We start from the raw sequence: 20,330 nt of genomic DNA, 5'->3' as shown, positions 1-20,330 counted from the left end.
CGCCATGACCAGGTGCTGGTCGACTACGGCGACGACGCACGCACCGACCAGGTGATGGCGGCGGTGCAGGCGGACGGCATCTGCCGGGCGGGCGGTACGACCCGTACAGGTCGATGCCTCACCGAACCGGCGAGACACCAGGGCCTCCTGATCGTTGAGCCGGTGTCCCCGGAATCGGGGCGATGCTGAACTGGAGGACGAGGTGCCGGACTATCCGAAGGCGATCGGCCCGGACGACCGCGTTGAGCCGGTGCCCCGCCGGATCCGCGCCTACCTCGCCGGCGAACCGGTGCTGGACAGCAGGCGGGCGCAGTACGTGTGGGAGTGGCCCTTCTATCCCCAGTACTACATCCCCATCGCCGACGTGGAGCGCAGCTTCCTGATCGACGAGCACCGCACGGAGCGGATCCGATGCGGGACCGGGCGGGTGCATGGGGTGCGCGTCGGCGAGACCTCCCGTCCATCGTCGGCCCGGTGGTACGGAGACGACGCGCTGCCCGGGTTGGCGGACACCGTCCGGTTCGAGTGGAGCGCCATGGACAGGTGGTTCGAAGAGGACGAGGAGGTCTTCGTACACCCCCGGAATCCGTACACGCGGGTGGACGCGCTGCGGTCAACCCGCCGCGTACGGGTGGAACTCGACGGGGTGGTGCTGGCCGAGTCGGCGTCGCCGGTGCTGGTCTTCGAGACCGGTCTGCCGACCCGCTACTACCTCAACCGGACCGAGGTGGACTTCGGGCACCTCGTGCCGTCCGAGACGACCACCTCCTGCCCGTACAAAGGCCGGACGGGCCGCTACTGGTCCGTGCGCGCCGACGGCAGGGTGCACCCCGACCTGGCGTGGTCGTACGACCACCCCACGGGCTCGCTCCTGCCGATCGCCGGGCTGATCGCCTTCTACAACGAGAAGGTCGACCTGATCATCGACGGGGAGCGACTCACCCGCCCGAGGACGCACTTCTCCTGATGACCGCCCAGGGGCCCCGTGGGCGGCGGAGACACCGCGCTGCCGGGTATCTGCCCCTGGCCGACCTCCGCGACGACGTGCGGTGACACCGACGCCGGACCGGACCGGCGGGGGATGTGGCGGCCGAAGCCGCCACATCCCCCGGGCCTTCGAGGGCACTGTCCCCTCATCCGTGCCCGACCGGGGGAGCTGACTAGGGCGCTGCAGTGCAGGGCAGCCCCGCGCAGGTGTCCACGAGTTCCCCGGTGGCGAGGAACCGGGCGATCATGGCCCGGATCGCCGGCGAGTTGGCCGGATGGCCGTGCGGGTCGAGGCCGGCGCGGGGCGGGACGTTGCCCGCCGGCGGCGCTGGCGAACCGCTGTCCACCACCACCAGCGCGCTGCCGGCGTAGGGCAGGGTGGGTGCGGCCGGGATGCCCCAGAACGGCACGGCGTCCGCGCTGCGTCCGGGGGCCAGTGCCGGGGTACGCAGCCGCGCGCCGATGCTGCGCGCCATCACCTCGGTCGCGATGTTGGCCACCTGGTGGTCGCCGAACGCCTCGACGAGGATCACCCGCTTCGCCGGTGTGTTGGGCAGCGGGTCGCGGGTCAGGTGGGCGAGGTAGCCGTTCGCCTCCCCCCGGTCCCAGAGCACTTGCGCGAGCCCGAGGATGAGCTGCCGATCCAGCGGGTCGGGGTACGCGGTGCCGAAGACCGGAAGGAACTGGTCGAAGTCCACGCTGCGGTTGAGCAGGGTGGAGTAGTTGGCCCCGGGTACGCCCAGGGAGCAGCGGGTGAGGTCGGTGGCGACGGCGCAGAGTGCCCCGCCCAGGATGCCGCCCTGGCTGTTGCCGAGGTAGACGAGCTGACCGGAGCCGGCGCGGAACAGTGAGCCACCGTCGCGGAACGCGGAGCGGGTGCTCAGCCCGCCCCAGGAGTGGGTGAGCGCCCGGCCGAGGAACAGGAAGTTCAGGAAACCCTGCTGGGTGCGGTCCGGAATCGACGGGAACTGGGAGAAGTCACCGAGCGAGTAGATGACGTTGGGTACGTCCTCGGTGGCCATGCCGATCCAGGCGGTGGCGCAGAGCATGGTGTTCGACTCGTTCGAGTACTGCTTGAGCCGGGTCTGGTTGATCTCCAGCGGGGAGCCGAGCAGGCCGTGGCCGTAGAGCGCCGGCCGGGCCGGCGTCGCGGCGCTCGCGGAGCGGGGGATGTTGCAGTGGAACTTCGCCAACTGGGTGTTCACGCCCTCCTGCTCGGGCAGGCCGTCGTCGCCGGTGTTCAGCCAGGAGCCGGGCGGGCCGAGCGGGTTGTTGAGGTAGCTGGGCACCACCACGGTCCCCTCCACCTGCCGCCGCAGGTACGGGTCGGTCTCGGCGGTGAGGTCGGTGACCTTGTCGATGGTGACCGCCGGAGCGAAGATGCCGAGCCGGCGGAACGCCTCGTCGCGCATGTGGGTCATCCGCCCGGTCAGCCCGCGCCGGCTGGCGACGGTGAAGTCCCAGGCGAGGTGCAGCTCGCTGGTGTCGACGCCGGCCGAAGCGAGGGAGCCGAGGGCGCGTTGCGCGTACTCCCAGCGGCGATGCAGGGCCGGATCGGCGGGCGGCGTGGGGGCGCGCAGGACCGTGAAGGCCTCCGAGGCGGCGACCGGGGTGCCGGTGGCGGTGCGCAGCCGACGCAGCCCGACGACGTACCGGGTGTTCTCGTCCAGGTTGCGGGCGGGCCGGATGATCAGTGCCTGCCGGTCGGGCCGGTCGGCGGCGGTGGCGTCCAACTCGGCCCAGTACGGCTGCCGTGCCCCGGTCCGGGTGTCGATCAGCACGATCGGGGCGTCGGCGGCGAGCGAGCGGCCGATGTCGGTGGCCGGGGCCAGGCCGGTCGACGCGGCGTCGAGCCCCGGCACGTGGGCGAGCAGCGCCGACCCGGGGGAGAAGCCGTCGCTGCGGTTCCATTCCCAGGGGTTGATCCGGGTGCCGAGGAGGTTCGCCGGCATGTCGGCCCGGTCGAGGTTGAGCCGGATGCCGGTGTCGGTGCGGGGGTCGGCGACGGTGTGCACGTCGCTGGGGAAGGGCAGCAGGCAGCCGGCCGGGTCGCAGCCGGCGGCTCCGGCCGCGTGGGCGGGTGGGGCGGCGACGGCCCCGGCGGCGAGCAGCAGCACCAGGGGCATCAGCCGAGCGAGGCGATGCGGGGGACGGGGACGCATGGGAACCTCCGGGGGACGGGGTTACCGGTAGGTATCCGCCATGAGACACCCGATAGAGACATGCGTCAATGGGTTGGCTTGTCGGGGTGCGACCCCACCGGCGTCGACGCCTGCCTCGCGCGGGCGCTCGGGCAGGTCGCGGCGGGTGCGGCGTGGGTCAGCGGCGGAACGGGCCGTGCACCTCGAAGGTGACGCCGCCGGCGCCGCCGATGCCCCGCTGCGAGGAGAAGTACAGCCGGTCGCCGGCCGGGTTGAAGGCCACCCCGGTCAACTCCGATCCGGCGTGCCCATCGAGCCGCAGGAAGGTGGCGACGACGCCCTCTGGCGTGATCACGCAGACCTCCATGTTGTCGCCGTCCTCGGCGACGTACAGGTCCTTCGAGTGCGACATGGTGATGTTGTCGACGCCGCGCAGCGGGGTGCCGGAGACCGTCAGGTCGTCGTCGTAGAGCAGGCCGAGTTCGCTGGTGGCCGCCCGGTACGCCCACACCCGGTTGTCGCCCTTGGTGGTGAAGTAGCAGACGTCGTCCTCGTACCAGCAGCCCTCGCCGCCGTTGAAGTGCTGCGCGGCGGCGACCTGGTAGCGCGTCGACGTGCCGGAGGCCGACGGGTCGGGCACCGGACGCCAGGTCACCGGGCCGGTGGTGGTGGCGGAGCACAGGACCTCGAGCACGCCGGTGGACAGGTCCGGGAACCGCGTGGGCCGGAACCGGTAGAAGCATCCGTCGGTGCGGTCCTCGGTCAGGTAGACGACCTGGCGTACCGGGTCGACCGCGGCGGCCTCGTGCGTGAACTTGCCCATCGCCGGGCGCGCCACGGGGGGCTGTTGCCCGCGCGGGTCGCACTCCCAGATCTGCCCGCGGGAGACCTCCTCGCCCGAGAGCCATCGGGCCGACGTGTCCCGGCGGCCCACCACCGTCGGCCCGCCCGCGCAGTTGCGGTCGGTGCCGGTCAGGATGGCGTACGCGCCGAGGATGCGACCGTCCCCGGCGAACCGGATGGCCGAGGCCCCGCCCCGGGGCGCCTCGATCTCGGCGTTGGAGACGTAGATCCACCCGTTCTCCGTGGACGTCGCGAAGGTGGCACCGCCGTCCGGGTTGTGGTGCCAGGTGAAGGACGTGCCGGGCACCTTCGCGCCGGAGCGCGCGACGATCCGGCTGCGGAACCCCTCGGGCAGGCGCAACCCGTTGCCGTCCGCGGCGCGTAGCGGGCCGTACGGGCTGGGCCCGGGCACCGCCGGGGCGGCCAGCGCGGAGCTCCACAGCGAGCCCCCGAAGGCGATCGACCCGGTCGCCACCACTCCGGTGCGAAGAAGCCACCTGCGGTCCATCCTGGTCACCTCTCGTGGGTGCCGACCGGCCGAACGGGCTGAACAGGGCCGGACTTCCGGCACTCACGAGCCGATCCAGCCGGCATCCAATCGATCAGATCCTATGGAAAGTCTCGTCGGTCTGCCAAGAGGTCCGGGTGCGGACGTTTCACACCGCGCTGGTCCCTGATTGCCGGTGGGTGGCCTGGCTGGGCGCCTCGTCGCGCTTCTGCCTCGCCTGATCGGGAAACCGGTCAGGAGATCATGGTGCGCAGCACCAGATCCACCGTGCCGGTCACCGCCGGCACCAGGAGGACGACGATCGCGGTCAACCACAGCGACGCCCGGCGGGCCGGTCGGATGAGCACCCCGTACAGCCAGGCGCCGGCGGCCGCTCCGGTGAGCACGAGCACCGGCGCGCAGCAGGCCGCCAGGGCGTACCCGATCGGCGTGATCGCTGTTCCCCAGACGAGGAACGCGTGCAGTCCGAAGGCGGCGCCGGCGACCAGGTACCGGATCCAGACCGTGCGGGGTCGCGGCACCGCCAGCACCAGCGCGGCGGTCAGCAACGGCAGGCCCGCCGTGACCCGGGGGTCGGCGGCCAGCCCGTACCGCTGCGCCTCCGCGCCGGCCGTGCCGCTCAGGCTCAGACCGACCAGAGCGGCCACCACCAGCCAGTAGCGGGCCCGGGGGTCCACCGCCCGCAGGAAACCCAGCGCCAGGCCCGCCCAGGCCGCTGCCACGAGGACGTACGCGGGACTGGTGTGCGTCAGGTTCGCCTGCGTGACGATGCGAACCAGGTGTTGATGGTCCGGGTCCGATGCCAACGCGCCGAAGCTGCCAGCCGCGACGGCGAACTCCCGGGTCGGATAGTTCTGCAACGGCCCCATCACCACCGCGCACGCGAGCACGGTCAGATAGCCGAGCAGGTACCGGGTCGCACTCCACATCGGCCGTACCTCGGTGAGGGCGTGCCGACAGGACCAGAACCCGACGCTGATCAGGGCCAGCGAGCAACCCAGCATCGCGTGCGGGAAGGACCAGTTGGTCTCGTCGAGGCCGAAGGACGTGTGCCAGGCCGCGTCGGCCGGACCGGCCAGGGCGATGCCGGCCATGCCGCCGGTGAGCAGGATCAACGAACCCGGATGGCGCTGACCGAATACCGGCACGGGCCAGGGCAGCGTGACGTCCGGACCGAAGCAGTCGCGCAGACGCGGCCGCACGTCGAGCACCGCGACCAGGGCCATCGCGACTGCGGCAAGGGTGTAGATGAACAGGTGTGGCGGCGAGAAGAAGCCGTCGAACGGCTGGGTGCGGTGATATTCGGCGTCCCACGATCCGCCGACGAGCAGATCGACGGCTACCACCCACATCACCGCCCACAGAACCCACCACGCGACCCGCGGACGCCGGTCCGTCGCTGGCTGGACGGGATGCGCGGTTGGTCGGGCCGGCTGGGACATCCCGGTCTCCTCTTTGTCGGGTCGGCAGCAGGCTATCCGCCCACACAGCGGGTGGCACCACCGTCCTGATCGGCAGCCGCGACCCGACCAGGCCGTCGCCGTCGACTTCAGAGCGTGGCGAGGGCGAAGGAGAGCACGAACCCGGCCGTGGTGCTCAGGGCGACAGCCGGTCCGCCCTTCTCGTAGGCCTCGGGCATCAGGGTGTCCGCCAGCGACGCCAGCACCGCTCCGGCGGCGAAGGCCAGCGGAAGGGAGATCGTCTCCGGTGCGGTGTTCGCCAGCGGACCCGCACCGAGGACCACCGCCAGGACGAGAAGCGCCGCACAGGCGGTCCAGGTCCCCAGCACGAAGCGGCGGGAGCGTCCCTGCGCCCGCATCGACGCGCTGCCGACCAGCGCCTCGGGGAAGTTCGACACGAAGATGGCCGCGAGCAGCGCCAACCCCCCGGTGCCCTCACCGAGCGAGACCCCGAGAGCGACGTTCTCCGGTACGCCGTCGAGGGTGACCGCCGCCAACAGCGCGAGCCCGGCAGCACCGGTCATCGACGCCGTCGACGGCGTACGGTCGCTGGCCGCCGCGTCCGGGTCGAGTTTCTCGCTGCCGTGCGGCTGCGCACGGTGTCCCCTCGCCGCCCGGTCCAGGCGGGCGCTGAGCACGGTGAACACCACCGCACCCGCGACCAGACCCAGCACCGCACGCCAGATCCCCCCGTGCTCATAGGCGTCCTCGAACAACTCGAACGCCAGCGCGGTGATGAGTGCGCCCGAGGCGAACGCGAGCAGCGCAGCCAGCAGTCGCTTCGGCAGGCGGAACCGGACACCGGCCACCGCGCCCAGCACCAGGGCGCTGGAGGCCACCACCCCGAACACGAACGCTTCCATGCCACCGCGATACCCCACCAGCCGGCCACATCAACCATTCCCGATCAATCAAGTGGCTGCCGTCGATGCATCGCCCTTCAGGGGTGGGCCCGTCAGCGTGGGTGCGGCCGCGGGCGTCGTCGCGTCGTGGCGCCGCTCACGTGGCCGCCTCGCCGGCCGGTGACCCGTCGGCTGCGGCGGCTGTCACCCAGCCCCGCGCGGCGCCGAGGTCGATGAGGGCCTGGCCGTACCGCCACAGCTCCGTGGAGGCGTCGCCGATGACCGACTTGCGGTCGCGCACCACGGCGTCGGTGACCCCCGGCGTATGCCACGTCCCACCGCGGCTGTTGAAGTTCAGCAGGAGCGGCTGGAGCCGGTCCATCGCCTTGGCGAAGCGCGCCTCCGGCGTGGCCCGCTGCTCGAACTCCTCCCACAGCGCCCGGAACTCCGCGGCCTGGTCGGCGGGAAGCAGGTCGAACAGCCGGTCCGCGGCGCGCTGCTCGCGCTCGGCCTGGTCGGCGCAGGCGGCCGGGTCGTAGATCGGGCTGTCCCCGGCGTAGATCTCCACGAGGTCGTGCACCAGGACGAGCGCGAGGGTCCGGGCGACGTCGATCGGCTCGTCGGCGTACTCGGCGAGCAGCAGCACCATCAGGGCCAGGTGCCAGGAGTGCTCGGCGTCGTTCTCGCGCCGGTCGGCGGCGAGCAGCGGGCTGCGCCGCAGAACGGTCTTGAGCTGGTCGACCTCCACGATGAAGCGCATCTGCGCGGCGAGCCGCTCGGGGATGCCGGTGGGCTGCTCAACTCGGTCGGCGATCAGGGGACCACTGGTGTCCGCCGTCATCGGTCTGCCTCTCGGGAGTGCGGGATCAGCGGGCCAGGTACCGCAGGGCGATGCTCAGGGCCAGCAGCGTGGTGGTCACGACCATGACGAGATTAGGCCGTACCGCGGGGCGGCGCAGGCGCCGAACTGCAGGCCGAACCCGACGAGCATGGCCTGGTCGATCGCGCAGGGCAGGCCGGTGACGGCCGAGGCGATGCCGGATCGGGCGCCGGCATGGATGCCGACCACGCTTGCCACGTACGCGACGTGGCTGGTGGAGCCGGCGACGAGCAGACCGGGGCGGCCCGCCCGCGACTCGTCACGTCTCCGGCAGGGCGGCGGCGAGCCGGTCGAGGTGAAGCACGACGGGGCCGACGGTGAGCATGCCACTGCCGGCTCCGGCCAGCTCGCCGACCGCCGGCGTGAGCGCGGTCCGGGTGCGTCTCATCATCGGCCGGTCGTTGAGCGCGATGGCCGCGTGGCCGGTGAGACACCATGATGCTTCGAACAGCAGGTCGCGTGGGGGGCTCGGGGTCCGGCGCAACGCTGCGGCGGCGTCCTGCCCGCGGTCCATCGCGAGCAGAACCAGCGGGTGCGCCCAAGGTGCGTAGGGTCCCCAGTCGGTGTCCTGGTCGACGCGCACCGGAAGCCCGTGCCACACCCGCAGGCACAGCAGGGCCAGCGGCAGGAGGCCACGCTCGACGCCGGGCATGCCGGTGCCGGTGAGCCGAGTCGCCGCCTCTCGGTACGCGGCCTCCGCGACCGGTGGCGGCGCGCCGGTCGCGGCGAGCCGCATAGCGCGGTACCAGTGGGTGAACACACCAACGAGAGGGCTCTCGTGCCGTGCGGCGAGCCGGTCCGCGGCGGCGGCGTGCTCGTCGGCAGCGGCGAAGTCGGCGAGCGCGCTGCGGGACTGCAGTCGGATCAGATGCCCAAGGATCTCGAACGTGGCCAGGCCGTGCCGGGTGCACAGCGCGACGAGTTCGGCGCCGATCGCGTCCCGCTCGGCGGCGAGTCCCGCGCGGTGGAAGGTCTGCATGAAGGTTCCGTTGAGGGCGAACGCCAGCAGCGTCGGGTCGGCCAGGCGCCGGGCGATACCCTCCGCCTCGTACGCCGCCTGGGATCCGCGCGCCGACCAGGTACCGCGTGACTCCACAGCGATGGTGGTCAGCAGCCGAGCCCGGGTCGCCTCGGCCGAGCCGGGATCCAGGTCGGCCAGGGCCTGCTCGGCCGCCGCCACGACCCGGGCCGCCTGCGCCGGGTCGTCCGAGCGGGTCCAGATCGCGGGTACGTCGTAGCCGCCGATCACCCGGGCGGTGAGGTCGGGATCGCCCAGGTGCTCGGCCGCGGCGATGGCCGCGACGCGCTGGTCGCGCGCCGCCACCAGCCCGCCCGGGCCGGTCACCGCGAGGCTGCGGAGCAGGCCGACGCTCGACTCGAGTCGGGCGCGGGAACCGGGCACCACGGCGCGCTCGTACGCCGCGGCGGTCTCCGCCCACACCTGCGCCGGGCCCGGCAGGCCCACCCAGTCGGCCTGACGGAGAATGTCGGTCTCCAGACGTCGCAGACGCGGACCGGGGTCGACGCCGAGCTGCTCCTGGAGCAGCCTGCGGGCGCGGCGCAGCACCGCGAGAGCGTCCCCCTGGCGCCGGGCGTGGTAGAGGGCCAGCGCCAGCAGTCGCCACGCGTCCTCCCGCCACGGGTGCGCCGCGACGTGGGCGTCGAGCTCCGGCACGACATCGGCGGCCCGCCCGAGCGCCAGCAGCGTCTCAGCGCGCCGCTCGACCGCGTTCAGCCGGAGCTGTTCGAGCCGGGAGCGCTCGGCGCGCGCCCACGGCTCGTCCTCGAAGTCGGCGTACGCGGGCCCCCGCCACCAGCTCAGGGCCGGTTCGAGGCGGTCGAGTGCCGGCTGGGGGAGCGCACTGGTGGCAGCGGAGACGACGTCCTCGAACCGCCACGCGTCGACCGCGTCCGGCGCCGCCCGCAGTACGTAGCCCGGCCCCTCGGTCACCAGCAGAAGGGCCGGCTCCCGCGGCCGGCGCTGCGGCTCCAACCGGCGCCGCAGGGCTGCCACGAAGGTACGTACCGCGCTCACCGCGCCCGGCGGCGGCTCCTCCCACAGGTCGTCGACAAGCCGGCCGACCGGCACGACCCGACCCTTGGCGACGATCAGCCGGGCGAGCACCGCGCGGTGCCGCGGGCCCTTGATGTCGATCGGTGCGCCGGCGTCGTCCCAGGCGACCACGGGACCGAGCACGCCGAACCTGACCTGCACCGATCAACCTTCCTCCCGCACCCAGGTCAACGTAGCGCGCTCATCGGCTGCTCATCCGCCACCGGCACGCTGGACCTGCCCCACCAAGCCGAGAAAGGAACGACCGATGACACCTACCATTCCCGGATTCGACTACGGGCGCGTCGACGTGGCCGAGGACGTGACCCTGAATGTGGTCGTGGGAGGCTCCGGCAGCCCGATCGTGCTGCTGCACGGCTTCCCCCAGACCCACCTCATGTGGCGGCACGTGGCTGCCGATCTCGCCGCCGACCACACCGTGATCTGCCCGGACCTGCGCGGCTACGGAGCCAGCGACAAACCTGTCGCGCGCGCCGTCGACACGTACGCCAAGCGAACCATGGCCGCCGACGTCGTCACCCTCGCCCGTACCCTCGGCCACGAGCGCTTCGCGCTCGCCGGACACGACCGGGGTGCCCTCGTCGCCATCCGTGCGGGCCTCGACCATCCCGACACGATCACTCACCTCGCGTCGCTCGACGTCCTGCCCACCCTCGACATGTGGGACGTTCTGCACGGATCGTCCGCCGCTGTCGCCTTCCACCTCTACCTGATGGCCCAACCGCCCGGCCTGCCCGAGCAGATGATCAGCGCCAGCGCAGATGCCTTCTTCGGCTATTTCCTCGACATCTGGACCCGAGACCCGATGGCCATTCCCGCTGACGTCCGCGCCGAGTACCTCAAGGCGTCGCGCGAGGCGGTCGACTCCATCGTCGCCGACTACCGCGCCTCGGCCGGCGTCGACGTCGCGCAGGACCGAGCGGACCGGGCCGCCGGGCGGCAGCTGGCGATGCCGGTCACCGTCGTCCAGCAGGACTGGGGAGCGGCGCTCGGCTTCGACGCCGCGGCGCTGTGGCGCGCCTGGGCTCCGAACCTGGAGCACCGCACCACCTCAGCGGGGCATTTCATGGCGGAGGAGGCGCCCGCCGAGATCAGCGAGGTGCTGCGCTCGCTGCTGACCCGCTGACCGCACCTGCTGCCGGAGTGCTGGAGTGCCGGACGAAGCGACGGTGTGAGTGAGATCCATCGCCCGTGGGAAGGCATGGGTGAGCCTGAGACGTTGTCCGGCACGTGGCGGAGACGGATGTGGTGGTTATCGGGGCCGGGCAGGCGGGGCTCTCCAGCGCGTACCACCTGCGCTCCTCAGGTCTTGACTTCGCCGTCCTGGACGCCGACCCGGCGCCCGGCGGGGCCTGGCAGCACCGGTGGCCGACCCTGCGCATGGCGACCGTGCATGGGATCTTCGACCTGCCCGGCCTGCATTTCACCCCTCCGTCACCGAACGTGCCGGCCGCCGAGGCCGTACCGGCCTACTTCGCCGCCTTCGAGAAGGAATTCGGCATCGACGTGCGACGGCCCGTCGCCGTCACGGCCGTCCGCAACGCTCGCGACGGACGTCTCCTGGTCGAGTCCGGCGGCGGCACCTGGACCGCCCGGGCGCTGATCAACGCCACGGGAACGTGGACCAGGCCGTTCGTGCCGTACTACCCCGGACAGGAAACGTTCCAAGGGCGGCAGCTGCACACCGCTCATTACCGGGGGCCGGCGGAATTTGCGGGGAAGCGGGTGGTTGTCGTGGGGGGCGGAACGTCGGCCGTGCAGCTCCTGGTCGAGATCGCCGACGTCGCGGCGACGACGACCTGGGTCACCCGCCGGCCGCCGGTGTTCCGGGACGGGCCCTTCACGCCGGACTACGGACGCGAGGTGGTCGCCAAGGTGGAGGCACGGGTACGGGCCGGCCTGCCACCGGGAAGCATCGCCAGCGCGACCGAGCTGTCGTGGACACCGCAGCTGCTCGCAGCCCGGGAACGTGGTCTCCTCCTACGCCGACCGATGTTCGACCGGATCGTTGCCGACGGCGTGCGGTGGCGCGACGGCGCGGCACAGGACGTGGACGTCATCCTCTGGTGCACCGGCTTCCGACCGGCGCTCGACCACCTGGCCCCGCTGCGGCTGCGGGGGCCTCGCGGCGGCGTCGTCGTGGACGGCACCCGGGTGGTCGCCGACCCCCGGATCCACCTGGTCGGCTACGGACCGTCCGCGAGCACGGTCGGCGCGAACCGCGCCGGTCGGGCAGCCGTCCGCGATCTGCGCGCTCTGCTGGCAGCGTCCGCCCCGGCCTGACCGCGTGGCGACGGCGAGCGCTGCGTCGGGGCACCCGCGCCGAGCGCCTGGGCCGACACGAGAGGCGTTTGTCGGATCGGTGCCCGCATCATGGATGCGGTCGGCCGGCCTCCTCGACCTGCTGCCGGTCGGGTACCCGGCGGGGGCTCGCCGTGCGGAAATAGAGCAGGCAGGCACCGGCGAGGAAGATGGGCCAGAGGAGATATCGTCCGGTGGTGATGAGCAGTGTGCCGGCGGCGGCCAGCGACACGAGCGCGCACCACCAACCCGGGCTGCGGGCGGGTAGCAGCCGCAGGGCCGACGCGGCGCCCAGCGCGTAGACAGTCGTGAAGGCGCCCGTGGTGAGCAGGACCAGTGGCCCCGGGTCCGCCGCGCCGACCAGGGTGACCAGGGCCAGTGCCGTACCGGCGAGCGCGGCGACGACCAGCACGCTGCGGACCGGGACCTCACCCGACTCGCTCCCCGGCGCCAGCCATCTGGGAAGGGCCGCGTCGCGGCCGAGGGCGGCTCCGAGCTTCGCGGCCCCGGCCTGGTAGGTGTTCATCACACCCAGCGTGAGCATCACCGCCACCGCGGCGGCGATGACGCGGCTCGGACCGCCGATGCCGATTGACAGGAGATCACCCAGCGGTGCGTCGGATTCGCCGGCCGCCGCGCCGAGCACCAGGACGCTGGCTGCGGCGACGGCGAGGTAGAGCACGCTGACGATCACCAACGCTGCCGCGGTGGTGCGAGGGATGTCCCGTTTCGGTTGGCGGAAGTCTGCGGAGAGGTGGGTCATCGCCTCCCAGCCCGAGAAGCTCCACACCAGCAGCGCTGCGGCCGTCCCGACCGCCGCCCAGCCGTACGGAGCGAAGGGATGGAGGTTGTCGAGTTGGGCGTGGGGCAACGAGGCGGCGGCGGCGAGCAGCAGCAGGAGCGCGAGCACCCCGGCGAGGACCAGCGCGAGTAGTCCGGAGACCCGCAGGCCGAAGACGTTGGCCGCGGTCACCGCGGCAATCAGTACGAAGGCGGTGCTGATCACGGTCGGCACGCCGCCACCGCTGGCGCTTTCCAAGTACGCGCCGGCGAACAGCGCGGCGGCTGCCATGGCGGGCGGGACCGTCAGGTAGAAGCACCATCCCACGAGGGCCGCCAGGCGGTGGCCGAACGCCCGCCGGACGTACGTGGAGACCCCGCCGGAGTCGGGATAACGCGACCCGAGGGCGGCGAAGGTGGCCGCCAGCGGGATCGACACGAGCACCAGACCGAGCCATGCGAGCAGTGAGGCCGGACCGGCGGCACGAGCTGCCAGCGCAGGCAACGCGATCGCCCCCGTGCCGAGCACCGCGCCGACGTAGAGCGCGGTCCCCTGCAGGAACGAGACGCCGTGCCGCTGTTCGCCGTCCCGCGTCGGGGCGGGCTCTGCCGCTGTTTCCACCACCACGTCAGGCTGTCCCGCGGGCGGCGGTGGCAACAGCCGCAGGATTGCCAGAACACGCTACGTTTCTGCCATGTGCCCACACGTAGTCGCCGTCGCGGTCACTGACAACATCCCGATCTTCGAGCTCGCCGTGCCGTGCGAGGTCTTCGGGATCGACCGCTCCGATCTGGTGGACCCGTGGTACGAGCTGCGGTTGTGCGCCGCCCAGCCGGGTCATCTGCGGTCGGCGGCCGGCATGCGGATCGAGGCGCCGTGGGACCTGGCCGTGCTGGAGCAGGCCGACACGGTGATCGTGCCGGCCTGCGCGCGTGGTGTGCAGTTGGATCCGCCTCCCGCCCTGCTGGAGAGCCTGCGTCGGGCACACCGGCGGGGAGCGCGCATCGTGTCGATCTGCACGGGTGCGTACCTGTTGGCGGCGGCGGGACTGTTGGACGGCCGGCGCGCCACGACGCATTGGATGAACGTCGTCGATTTCGCGCACCGCTGGCCGCGGGTCGAGGTGGACGGTGGGGTGCTCTTCGTCGACGAGGGGGACATCATCACCTCGGCCGGCACCGGTGCCGCGGTCGACATGTGCCTGCATCTGGTGGCGCTGGACCACGGCGCCGGCGTCGCTACGGCGGTGGCCCGGCGGATGGTGGTACCGCCGCACCGTGACGGCGCGACCGCGCAGTACGTGGAGCCGCCGGCACGCACGGTGCGGGGCGACCAGCTGGGGGCGGTGCTCGACTGGATCCGGCAGCACCTGGACGAGCAGCCGGTGGTCTCCGACCTGGCTCGGCGGGCGAACATGAGTCCGCGTACGTTCGCCCGTCGGTTCACCGAGGTGACGGGGGTGAGTCCGCTGCGATGGATCTTGCAGCAGCGGGTCCGGGCGGCTCAGGAGCTGTTGGAGACCACGGATGAGCCGATCGAGCGGGTGGCCCGGCTCGTCGGGTTCGGCTCCTCAGCCGCGTTGCGGACGCACTTCCAGCGCGCGGTCGCGGTGAGCCCGCAGACCTACCGGCACGTGTTCCGGGGCCGCCCGCGCACGCCGTCCTGAAAGGGCGAGCTGCACCTGATAGCCAGTAACCTCGGCGACTACCTGTGGCTGCTGGCCAATGGCGTCGGCCCGCTCGAGACCATCGACGGCATCCACCGCACCACCACGCCCATCCCCGCGCTCACCGCGATCGCACAGCGCTACACCGGCGACCGGCACCGGCCTGCCGCGACGGTGATCGACACAGCCCGAGCCGAGATCCACGCGCTGATATCGCTGGTCGACACGACCGCCCGGTAGTCGCTGGCCGGAGGTCTGAATGCCCGGCGGCCTGCTGCCGGGCGACCTGCTGGTCTCAGACGCGCGGCTCACCGCGGTCATCGACTTCGGTGGCCTCGACGTCGGGGTGTGACCTGCGACCGGCGTTGGAGCGTGCTCCCCGGACGCAGCCGGAAACGGTCAGCCGCCCTGCGTCCCGCTGTGAACGTCAGGTCCGGCAGCGGTCCCACGCCCGGTCGGTTCAGCCGCGGCGAGCAGGTCGTCGACCGCTCTGAGAAGCGTGTCGCACACGCGGTCCGGGCTGCTGAGTGCGCCGCCTTGAAGGGCGCCGTCGCGCAGGAGCACCAGCAGCCGCGCGGTGTGGTCGGGGTCGGTGTGCCCGGCCGCTGCCGCCTGGTCGCGGAGGGTCTGGAAGAACCAGGTGTGGTGTTCCTCGACGGCCCTGCGCACCGGGTGGGCCGGGTCGGGATATTCCGCCGCGGCATTGAGGAACGCGCAGCCACGGAAGTCGGCTCGGCGCACGTCTTCGGCGACGGACCGCATGATGAGCAGCAGCGCCTCGCGTCCGCGCCGGTGCGCGGGGATCTGCGCGACGGCGTTGCGGATCTCCTGGCTACGGCCTCGCAGGTAGGCGACGATCAGTTCCTCCTTCGCCGGGAAGTGGCGGTAGAAGGTCGCCCGCGTGACGCCGGCCTCGGTGACCAGGCGGTCCACGCCCACCGTGTGCAGGCCTTCGGCATAGAACAGGCGCGAGGCCGTACGCAGCAACCGGTCCCGCGGGGCGAGCTCCGAGGTGGAAGACATCCCCTCAGCATAAGGACAGACTGTTCGTTCTGCCACCGTACGCGACACCCACGTGACGTGATCCACCCCGCCTTGCGCACCCCGGTAGAACGACTAGTCTTTCGAGCAGAAAGACCGATCGTTCTACCTTCGAGGAGTCGTCATGCGCATCCGGAACCTGCTGAGCCTGTCCGCCCTCGCCGCCGTCGGAATCGTGGCCAACCTCGGCGGCAGCGGCACGGCGAGCGCCGCCGCCGACGACCGCCACCACGGCCCCAAGCCGACCGTGGTGCTCGTGCACGGCGCCTTCGCCGACTCGTCCAGCTGGAACGGGGTGGTGTCGCGGCTGCAGAAGCGCGGCTACCCGGTCATCGCGCCGGCGAACCCGCTGCGCGGCCTGAGCTCCGACGCCGACTACCTGAAGCGCCTGCTGGCCACCGTTTCCGGCCCGATCGTGCTCGTCGGACACTCCTACGGCGGCGCGGTGATCACCAACGCGGCCGCGGGCAACCCTGACGTCAAGGACCTGGTGTACGTGGCGGCCTTCGCCCCCGAGGCCGGCGAGACCGCCCTCGGCCTGTCCGGCCAGTTCCCGGGCAGCACCCTCGGTGACGCCCTGGCGCCCCCGGTTCCGCTCGGTGACGGCACCCACGACCTCTACATCCGGCAGGACGCGTTCCGCGACCAGTTCGCCGCCGACGTTCCGGCCGCGGCGGCTGCCCTCTCCGCCGCCACCCAGCGTCCCATCCGCGACGCCGCCCTCGGCGAGGGCTCCGGCGCCCCGGCCTGGAAGTCGATCCCCTCGTGGTTCGTGCTCGCCGGTGCCGACAAGAACATCCCGATCGCTGCCCAGAAGTTCATGGCCGATCGGGCCGGCTCCCGCCGCACCGTCACGGTCGAGGCGGCGTCGCACTCGGTCGCGGTCTCGCACCCGGGCGCCGTCGCCGACCTGATCGTCGAGGCCGCCACCGCCAACTGAGCGCCACCGGAGAAACACCCCTGGCCCCTGCCGGCCCGCGATGTGGCGGGCCGGCAGGCGGGCCTGGCCCCGCTGCTTCGGCGGCGGCCGACGGCCCCGCTGTTGGCGACCTCGCCTGGGCGGAGTTCGACAGCTACTCCGCGAGGTATCCGGTGGCGGGATCGATCTGAGCGAGGAAGTCGCGGATGGCTTCCTCCATCTCCGGCAGGCTCATCGCGTGGTCGCCCGACCTGCTGAGGCCGAAGCCGTAGTCGTGCGGTCCGCTGAGCCAGTCGAAGTCGTAGGTACCGGGGTCCTCGGCGCGGACCCGGACGCGGAACTGCTGCCCGTCGACGGTCAGCATGACCGGATCACCCGTATAGCGGGTCCGCAAGTGCTCCGGCACCACGCCCGGTGTCGGCTCGATGGACATGCCAACTCCTCCCTGCCGTCCGACCGTCCCGTACCGGTTCATTCTCATGGGCGCTGCTCGGACGAGAGCCAGACACCGGTCTGCCGCGCCGGGTTGATCCCTCAACTGGCCACCGGTGGGAGGATCGGCGGCGTGATCGAACTGCCTGAGGGATCGTGGTGGGACTGGGACGTGCTGCACTTCGAGGGCTCCCAGCTGCGGTTGGCAGCGGGACACGACCTGACCTACCACCACGATCTCGAGGTGGTCTTCACGGACGTCGCATACCTGGCCTGCGCGACCCAGTTCCAGGATCCTCGGTTCCGGGAACCCACCCTCGACGAGCGCGCACTGGTGCGTCGGCACGTCGGTGAAGACCCGCCAGTGATCGTCGCCTTCGACGTCGACGCACCGGCCGGAGGTGATCTCCTTGGCTGTCTCGTCGCAGCAGGGTCGGTTGAGGTGGTACCCGGCCTGGTCTACCGCTACTGGCGTGACACCCTCGCTGCCGGAGAACGTCTGGCTCCCTACGTGCGGCCGCCAGAGTAGGCGCCGGACAGCCGCGCACCGAAGACCCGTGACAGGTGGCCCCACTCGTACCAGCGACCAACGTCGACCGTCATCGGCCCGGGTCGCGACCTCACCGGCCGGTGGCGCCGTCGAGGAGCTCCCGCAGGATGTCGGCGTGACCGGCATGCCGGACGGTCTCGCTCGTCATGTGGGCGAGCACCCAGCGAAGCGTACGAGGCGCGTCACCGACCGGCTGCGCGGTGAGGACTTCCGGGCCAGCGGCTGCGGTGATGCGAGCGTCGCTCTCGGCGATCGCAGCCTGATAGTCGGCGATGATCTGATTCGAGGGGCGGTCCGGCTCGACCGCCATGGCGAAATCGACGTCGGCGTAGCGCGGGTCGCCGGCGAACGTGTAGCCGAACCAGTACCGCTCGGCGTCGGCCAGGTGCTGGACCAGGCCCAGCAGTGTGGTGTCGGAGACGACCAGGCGGCGCCGCAGCTGTTCCTCGCTCATGCCCGCGACCTTCTTCAGCACACATGATCGAGCGAAGGACAGGAAGGCGAGGGCGGTGTCGAGCTCGCCAGCGTCGTTGCGCGGCACCGCTTCCCGTTGCGACTCGAGCATGTCCCGACCCTACGTGTCTGGTGATCGAGGAGGCAGGTGCGGACGTCGTCCGAGCGGTCCCGACCAGACGTCCGCTCAACGTCATGGTCGGATGTGCTGGCCTCACCGCTGAGCCGTCAACGCACGGCCACCGGCAGGTCAGCGCGGGCGAAAGCCGCGCCACCCTCGGCGCACCGATGTTCGTGCCCTGGCCTCCGCACCAATCACCAGTGGTAGGTCAGGTTCACGGTCAGTGCGGCCACCGCAGTGGAGAAGAACACGGCCCATCCCACGAGCTGGCGGGAACCGACGCGCAGGTGCGCGACGAGCGCGCCGAGGAAGTACAGCACGAGGCCGGCGGCGGCGAGGGTGCCCAGCAGTGGTACGGCGAAACCGGCCAGCAGCCCCGAGGAACCCGCGGCCAGCAACATGCCCAGTACCGGTAACCACGATCGCGGCACGCGCTTCATGTCCGCCTGGGCCTTGGGATAGTCGTGGCCGATCAGGTAGGTGACGGCGGCGATGCCGGTGAAGACCGACGCGAGGATGGTGACGGTGACGTAAGCGGCGAACATGGGCTCTCCTTCCTGGTTGCTGCAAGGACGAGCCAGCGCTGCGGGTTGTGACTGCTGCTCGACGGGTATCGCGACCACCCTCGACACCCGGTGGACCGACCCCCCGGGAACGTCGGTCCGGGCGGATGGGGTCGCACCAATGTGGTGGCAGTGTGTTGATCAGGCTCGCTAGGATGCCACGCGATGGGACCCGTAGCGCAGAGGTAGTCGCGCCGCCTTCTCAGGGCGGAGGATGCCGGTTCGAGTCCGGTCGGGTCCCATCCTGCCGGGTGGTCGGTAGCGCAGAGGTCGACGCGCCGCACTGCAATGCGGAGGACGCCGGTTCGAATCCGGCCCGTCCACGTCCGGTGGCGAAGGGTGAGGGGACGATGAACGGCGACGAGGTCGAGGCGGCGCTGCGAGTCCTCGGCGAGATCCGCGCGCTGCCCGTCGACGACCCGGTTCGCCAACGAGTGCAGCGCGCAGTGGACGGGCTGCTCAAGGATGCCCAGCGACAGCGGCGCGCCAACCGTCGTCGGCAGACCGCCGCCGCCGACCGGGCGGTCGTCGCCGGTGCGGCCACCGCCGCTGTGGACCGCGCCGAAGGGGTGCCGGTCCCGCCGCCGGCCGGTGGGCCGACCGATGTGGATGGTGCCGGCCGGACCCGGCGGGAGCGCCGGTGTTACGCCTGCCGCAGCCGGTTCCGTACGGTCGACGGCTTCTACCACGCGCTCTGCCCCGCCTGCGCCGAGCTGCATCGGCACCACCGGGACGCCCGCACCGACCTGACCGGCCGGCGAGCGGTGGTCACCGGCGGCCGAGTGAAGATCGGCTATCAGGTGGCCTTGAAGTTGCTGCGGGACGGCGCCGCCGTCACGGTGGTGACCCGGTTTCCGGCCGACGCCGCCCGCCGGTACGCGCAGGAGCCGGACGCGGCCGCGTGGCTGCCGTCGCTGCGGGTCATCGGCGCGGACCTACGGGACCCGCGCCAGGTGCTGGACCTGGCGGACCGGCTGGCCGAGGACGGACGCCGGCTGGACATCCTGGTCAACAACGCGGCCCAGACGGTGCGGCGGCCGATGTGGGCCTACCAGCCACTGGTGGCGGCGGAGCTGCTGGCCGCCCGCGAGGGGACGGCCGTCGAATCGGTGACCGGGTACCGGCCCAGTGCCGCGCCGCCCGAGTGGAGCGCGCGCCTCGCCGCCGTCGCCGACGCACCTGGGTGGGGGGAGTTGACGTCCATCGTCGACGCCACCGGCGCGTTGGTCGTCCCCGGCACCGTGAACTCCTGGACCGCCCGCATCGGCGAGGTCGACCCGGTCGAACTGCTGGAGGTGCAGCTCGTCAACGTGGTGGCGCCGTTCCTGCTCGTCGACCGGCTCCGCCCGGCGCTGACCGCACCCGGCCCCGGCAACCGGTACGTGGTGAACGTGACCGGCCGGGAGGGCTGGTTCGGCGGAGGCGGCGACGGACCCGACCGGCACCCGCACACCTCGGTCAGCAAGGCGGCGCTGAACATGCTGACGCGAGTCGGCGCAGCCGACCTCGCCCGGCACCGCGTGTACATGTGCGGCGTCGACACCGGCTGGATCACGGACGAGAACCCGACCGCGATCAAGGCACATCGGGCCGCCAGCGGCTGGCGGCCGCCACTGGACGTGATCGACGCGGCGGCGCGGATATACCACCCGATCATCCGCGGCGAAGGCGGTGCGCCGCTGCACGGCGTGCTGCTCAAGAACTACGCCACCGTGCCGTGGTAGGCACGCCATCGGCGGCGCGGTTACCGGCCTGTCGGCAGAGCGCC

The 20,330-nt window shown here is 72.0% G+C and carries 20 protein-coding genes and 2 tRNA genes; 10 read left to right on the top strand and 12 right to left on the bottom strand.

The window, feature by feature from the left end:
- Window positions 1–12: 12 nt before the first annotated feature.
- Window positions 13–189, top strand: coding sequence for a hypothetical protein (locus AC5L3Z_RS06915; protein WP_494840402.1), 177 nt, complete (start codon window positions 13–15; stop codon window positions 187–189).
- A gap of 13 nt (window positions 190–202) precedes the next feature.
- Window positions 203–967, top strand: a complete 765-nt coding sequence (locus tag AC5L3Z_RS06910; protein ID WP_494840400.1) for a DUF427 domain-containing protein — start codon at window positions 203–205, stop codon at window positions 965–967.
- A gap of 193 nt (window positions 968–1,160) precedes the next feature.
- Here AC5L3Z_RS06910 and AC5L3Z_RS06905 read toward each other — a convergent pair whose 3' ends face one another.
- The 7 genes from AC5L3Z_RS06905 to AC5L3Z_RS06875 all read right to left on the bottom strand — a co-directional run bounded on the left by AC5L3Z_RS06905 (window position 1,161) and on the right by AC5L3Z_RS06875 (window position 9,876).
- Window positions 1,161–3,113: a hypothetical protein gene (locus tag AC5L3Z_RS06905; RefSeq protein ID WP_494840399.1), complete on the bottom strand. Its 1,953-nt coding sequence runs from the start codon at window positions 3,111–3,113 to the stop codon at window positions 1,161–1,163.
- 193 nt (window positions 3,114–3,306) lie between these two features.
- Window positions 3,307–4,479, bottom strand: coding sequence for an alkaline phosphatase PhoX (locus AC5L3Z_RS06900; RefSeq protein ID WP_494840397.1), 1,173 nt, complete (start codon window positions 4,477–4,479; stop codon window positions 3,307–3,309).
- Between the two features lie 233 nt (window positions 4,480–4,712).
- Complete coding sequence (locus AC5L3Z_RS06895) at window positions 4,713–5,825, bottom strand: hypothetical protein (RefSeq protein WP_494840395.1); 1,113 nt, start codon at window positions 5,823–5,825, stop codon at window positions 4,713–4,715.
- A 203-nt stretch (window positions 5,826–6,028) separates the two neighbouring features.
- Window positions 6,029–6,802 carry a ZIP family metal transporter gene (locus AC5L3Z_RS06890; RefSeq protein ID WP_494840393.1) on the bottom strand — a complete coding sequence of 258 codons (774 nt, stop codon included), beginning with the start codon at window positions 6,800–6,802 and terminating at the stop codon, window positions 6,029–6,031.
- A gap of 136 nt (window positions 6,803–6,938) precedes the next feature.
- Window positions 6,939–7,622 (bottom strand): HD domain-containing protein, encoded by a 684-nt coding sequence (locus tag AC5L3Z_RS06885; protein WP_494840392.1) that lies wholly within the window; start codon window positions 7,620–7,622, stop codon window positions 6,939–6,941.
- 75 nt (window positions 7,623–7,697) lie between these two features.
- Window positions 7,698–7,859 (bottom strand): hypothetical protein, encoded by a 162-nt coding sequence (locus AC5L3Z_RS06880; RefSeq protein ID WP_494840391.1) that lies wholly within the window; start codon window positions 7,857–7,859, stop codon window positions 7,698–7,700.
- A 61-nt stretch (window positions 7,860–7,920) separates the two neighbouring features.
- Window positions 7,921–9,876, bottom strand: a complete 1,956-nt coding sequence (locus AC5L3Z_RS06875; protein ID WP_494840389.1) for an AfsR/SARP family transcriptional regulator — start codon at window positions 9,874–9,876, stop codon at window positions 7,921–7,923.
- A 106-nt stretch (window positions 9,877–9,982) separates the two neighbouring features.
- Between AC5L3Z_RS06875 and AC5L3Z_RS06870 the strand changes: the two genes are divergently transcribed.
- Both AC5L3Z_RS06870 and AC5L3Z_RS06865 read left to right on the top strand, forming a co-directional pair.
- A complete protein-coding gene (locus AC5L3Z_RS06870) occupies window positions 9,983–10,861 on the top strand; it encodes an alpha/beta fold hydrolase (protein ID WP_494840388.1) in 879 nt (292 codons plus the stop codon).
- A 104-nt stretch (window positions 10,862–10,965) separates the two neighbouring features.
- Entirely contained in the window at window positions 10,966–12,018 is a 1,053-nt protein-coding gene (locus tag AC5L3Z_RS06865) for an FAD-dependent oxidoreductase (protein ID WP_494840386.1), read from the top strand.
- Window positions 12,019–12,106: 88 nt separating this feature from the next.
- Here the strand turns inward: AC5L3Z_RS06865 and AC5L3Z_RS06860 are convergent, their stop codons facing one another.
- Window positions 12,107–13,441: an APC family permease gene (locus tag AC5L3Z_RS06860; RefSeq protein ID WP_494840385.1), complete on the bottom strand. Its 1,335-nt coding sequence runs from the start codon at window positions 13,439–13,441 to the stop codon at window positions 12,107–12,109.
- Window positions 13,442–13,511: 70 nt separating this feature from the next.
- On the opposite strand from AC5L3Z_RS06860, the gene AC5L3Z_RS06855 reads away from it, so the two are divergent.
- Window positions 13,512–14,483 carry a helix-turn-helix domain-containing protein gene (locus AC5L3Z_RS06855; RefSeq protein WP_494840384.1) on the top strand — a complete coding sequence of 324 codons (972 nt, stop codon included), beginning with the start codon at window positions 13,512–13,514 and terminating at the stop codon, window positions 14,481–14,483.
- 399 nt (window positions 14,484–14,882) lie between these two features.
- On the opposite strand, the gene AC5L3Z_RS06850 is transcribed toward AC5L3Z_RS06855, so the two are convergent.
- Window positions 14,883–15,506 carry a TetR/AcrR family transcriptional regulator gene (locus AC5L3Z_RS06850; RefSeq protein WP_494840382.1) on the bottom strand — a complete coding sequence of 208 codons (624 nt, stop codon included), beginning with the start codon at window positions 15,504–15,506 and terminating at the stop codon, window positions 14,883–14,885.
- 142 nt (window positions 15,507–15,648) lie between these two features.
- On the opposite strand from AC5L3Z_RS06850, the gene AC5L3Z_RS06845 reads away from it, so the two are divergent.
- Window positions 15,649–16,464 carry an alpha/beta fold hydrolase gene (locus AC5L3Z_RS06845; RefSeq protein WP_494840380.1) on the top strand — a complete coding sequence of 272 codons (816 nt, stop codon included), beginning with the start codon at window positions 15,649–15,651 and terminating at the stop codon, window positions 16,462–16,464.
- Window positions 16,465–16,597: 133 nt separating this feature from the next.
- Here the strand turns inward: AC5L3Z_RS06845 and AC5L3Z_RS06840 are convergent, their stop codons facing one another.
- The gene (locus AC5L3Z_RS06840; protein ID WP_494840378.1) at window positions 16,598–16,876 is read right to left on the bottom strand and encodes a hypothetical protein; all 279 of its coding nucleotides are present in this window, start codon (window positions 16,874–16,876) and stop codon (window positions 16,598–16,600) included.
- A 132-nt stretch (window positions 16,877–17,008) separates the two neighbouring features.
- Between AC5L3Z_RS06840 and AC5L3Z_RS06835 the strand changes: the two genes are divergently transcribed.
- Entirely contained in the window at window positions 17,009–17,404 is a 396-nt protein-coding gene (locus AC5L3Z_RS06835) for a hypothetical protein (RefSeq protein ID WP_494840377.1), read from the top strand.
- 91 nt (window positions 17,405–17,495) lie between these two features.
- On the opposite strand, the gene AC5L3Z_RS06830 is transcribed toward AC5L3Z_RS06835, so the two are convergent.
- Window positions 17,496–17,990: a DinB family protein gene (locus tag AC5L3Z_RS06830; protein ID WP_494840375.1), complete on the bottom strand. Its 495-nt coding sequence runs from the start codon at window positions 17,988–17,990 to the stop codon at window positions 17,496–17,498.
- Between the two features lie 203 nt (window positions 17,991–18,193).
- Window positions 18,194–18,544, bottom strand: coding sequence for a DoxX family protein (locus AC5L3Z_RS06825; protein ID WP_494840374.1), 351 nt, complete (start codon window positions 18,542–18,544; stop codon window positions 18,194–18,196).
- 186 nt (window positions 18,545–18,730) lie between these two features.
- Between AC5L3Z_RS06825 and AC5L3Z_RS06820 the strand changes: the two genes are divergently transcribed.
- The 3 genes from AC5L3Z_RS06820 (at window position 18,731) to AC5L3Z_RS06810 (ending at window position 20,286) form a co-directional block, all read left to right on the top strand.
- Window positions 18,731–18,803, top strand: a tRNA-Glu gene (locus tag AC5L3Z_RS06820).
- A 10-nt stretch (window positions 18,804–18,813) separates the two neighbouring features.
- Window positions 18,814–18,887, top strand: a tRNA-OTHER gene (locus tag AC5L3Z_RS06815).
- A gap of 25 nt (window positions 18,888–18,912) precedes the next feature.
- Window positions 18,913–20,286: an SDR family NAD(P)-dependent oxidoreductase gene (locus AC5L3Z_RS06810; protein WP_494840372.1), complete on the top strand. Its 1,374-nt coding sequence runs from the start codon at window positions 18,913–18,915 to the stop codon at window positions 20,284–20,286.
- Window positions 20,287–20,330 lie beyond the last annotated feature (44 nt).

Source organism: Micromonospora sp. LZ37, assembly GCF_059359015.1.
This window is presented reverse-complemented; position numbering and strand designations above follow the sequence as displayed.

Coding starts and splice junctions, on each gene's coding strand:
- AC5L3Z_RS06845 (WP_494840380.1), top strand. CDS start 15,649: ATGCGCATCCGGAACCTGCTGAGCCTGTCCGCCCTCGCCGCCGTCGGA.
- AC5L3Z_RS06905 (WP_494840399.1), bottom strand. CDS start 3,113: ATGCCCCTGGTGCTGCTGCTCGCCGCCGGGGCCGTCGCCGCCCCACCC.
- AC5L3Z_RS06885 (WP_494840392.1), bottom strand. CDS start 7,622: ATGACGGCGGACACCAGTGGTCCCCTGATCGCCGACCGAGTTGAGCAG.
- AC5L3Z_RS06830 (WP_494840375.1), bottom strand. CDS start 17,990: ATGCTCGAGTCGCAACGGGAAGCGGTGCCGCGCAACGACGCTGGCGAG.
- AC5L3Z_RS06890 (WP_494840393.1), bottom strand. CDS start 6,802: ATGGAAGCGTTCGTGTTCGGGGTGGTGGCCTCCAGCGCCCTGGTGCTG.
- AC5L3Z_RS06825 (WP_494840374.1), bottom strand. CDS start 18,544: ATGTTCGCCGCTTACGTCACCGTCACCATCCTCGCGTCGGTCTTCACC.
- AC5L3Z_RS06840 (WP_494840378.1), bottom strand. CDS start 16,876: ATGTCCATCGAGCCGACACCGGGCGTGGTGCCGGAGCACTTGCGGACC.
- AC5L3Z_RS06850 (WP_494840382.1), bottom strand. CDS start 15,506: ATGTCTTCCACCTCGGAGCTCGCCCCGCGGGACCGGTTGCTGCGTACG.
- AC5L3Z_RS06900 (WP_494840397.1), bottom strand. CDS start 4,479: ATGGACCGCAGGTGGCTTCTTCGCACCGGAGTGGTGGCGACCGGGTCG.
- AC5L3Z_RS06855 (WP_494840384.1), top strand. CDS start 13,512: ATGTGCCCACACGTAGTCGCCGTCGCGGTCACTGACAACATCCCGATC.
- AC5L3Z_RS06870 (WP_494840388.1), top strand. CDS start 9,983: ATGACACCTACCATTCCCGGATTCGACTACGGGCGCGTCGACGTGGCC.
- AC5L3Z_RS06810 (WP_494840372.1), top strand. CDS start 18,913: ATGAACGGCGACGAGGTCGAGGCGGCGCTGCGAGTCCTCGGCGAGATC.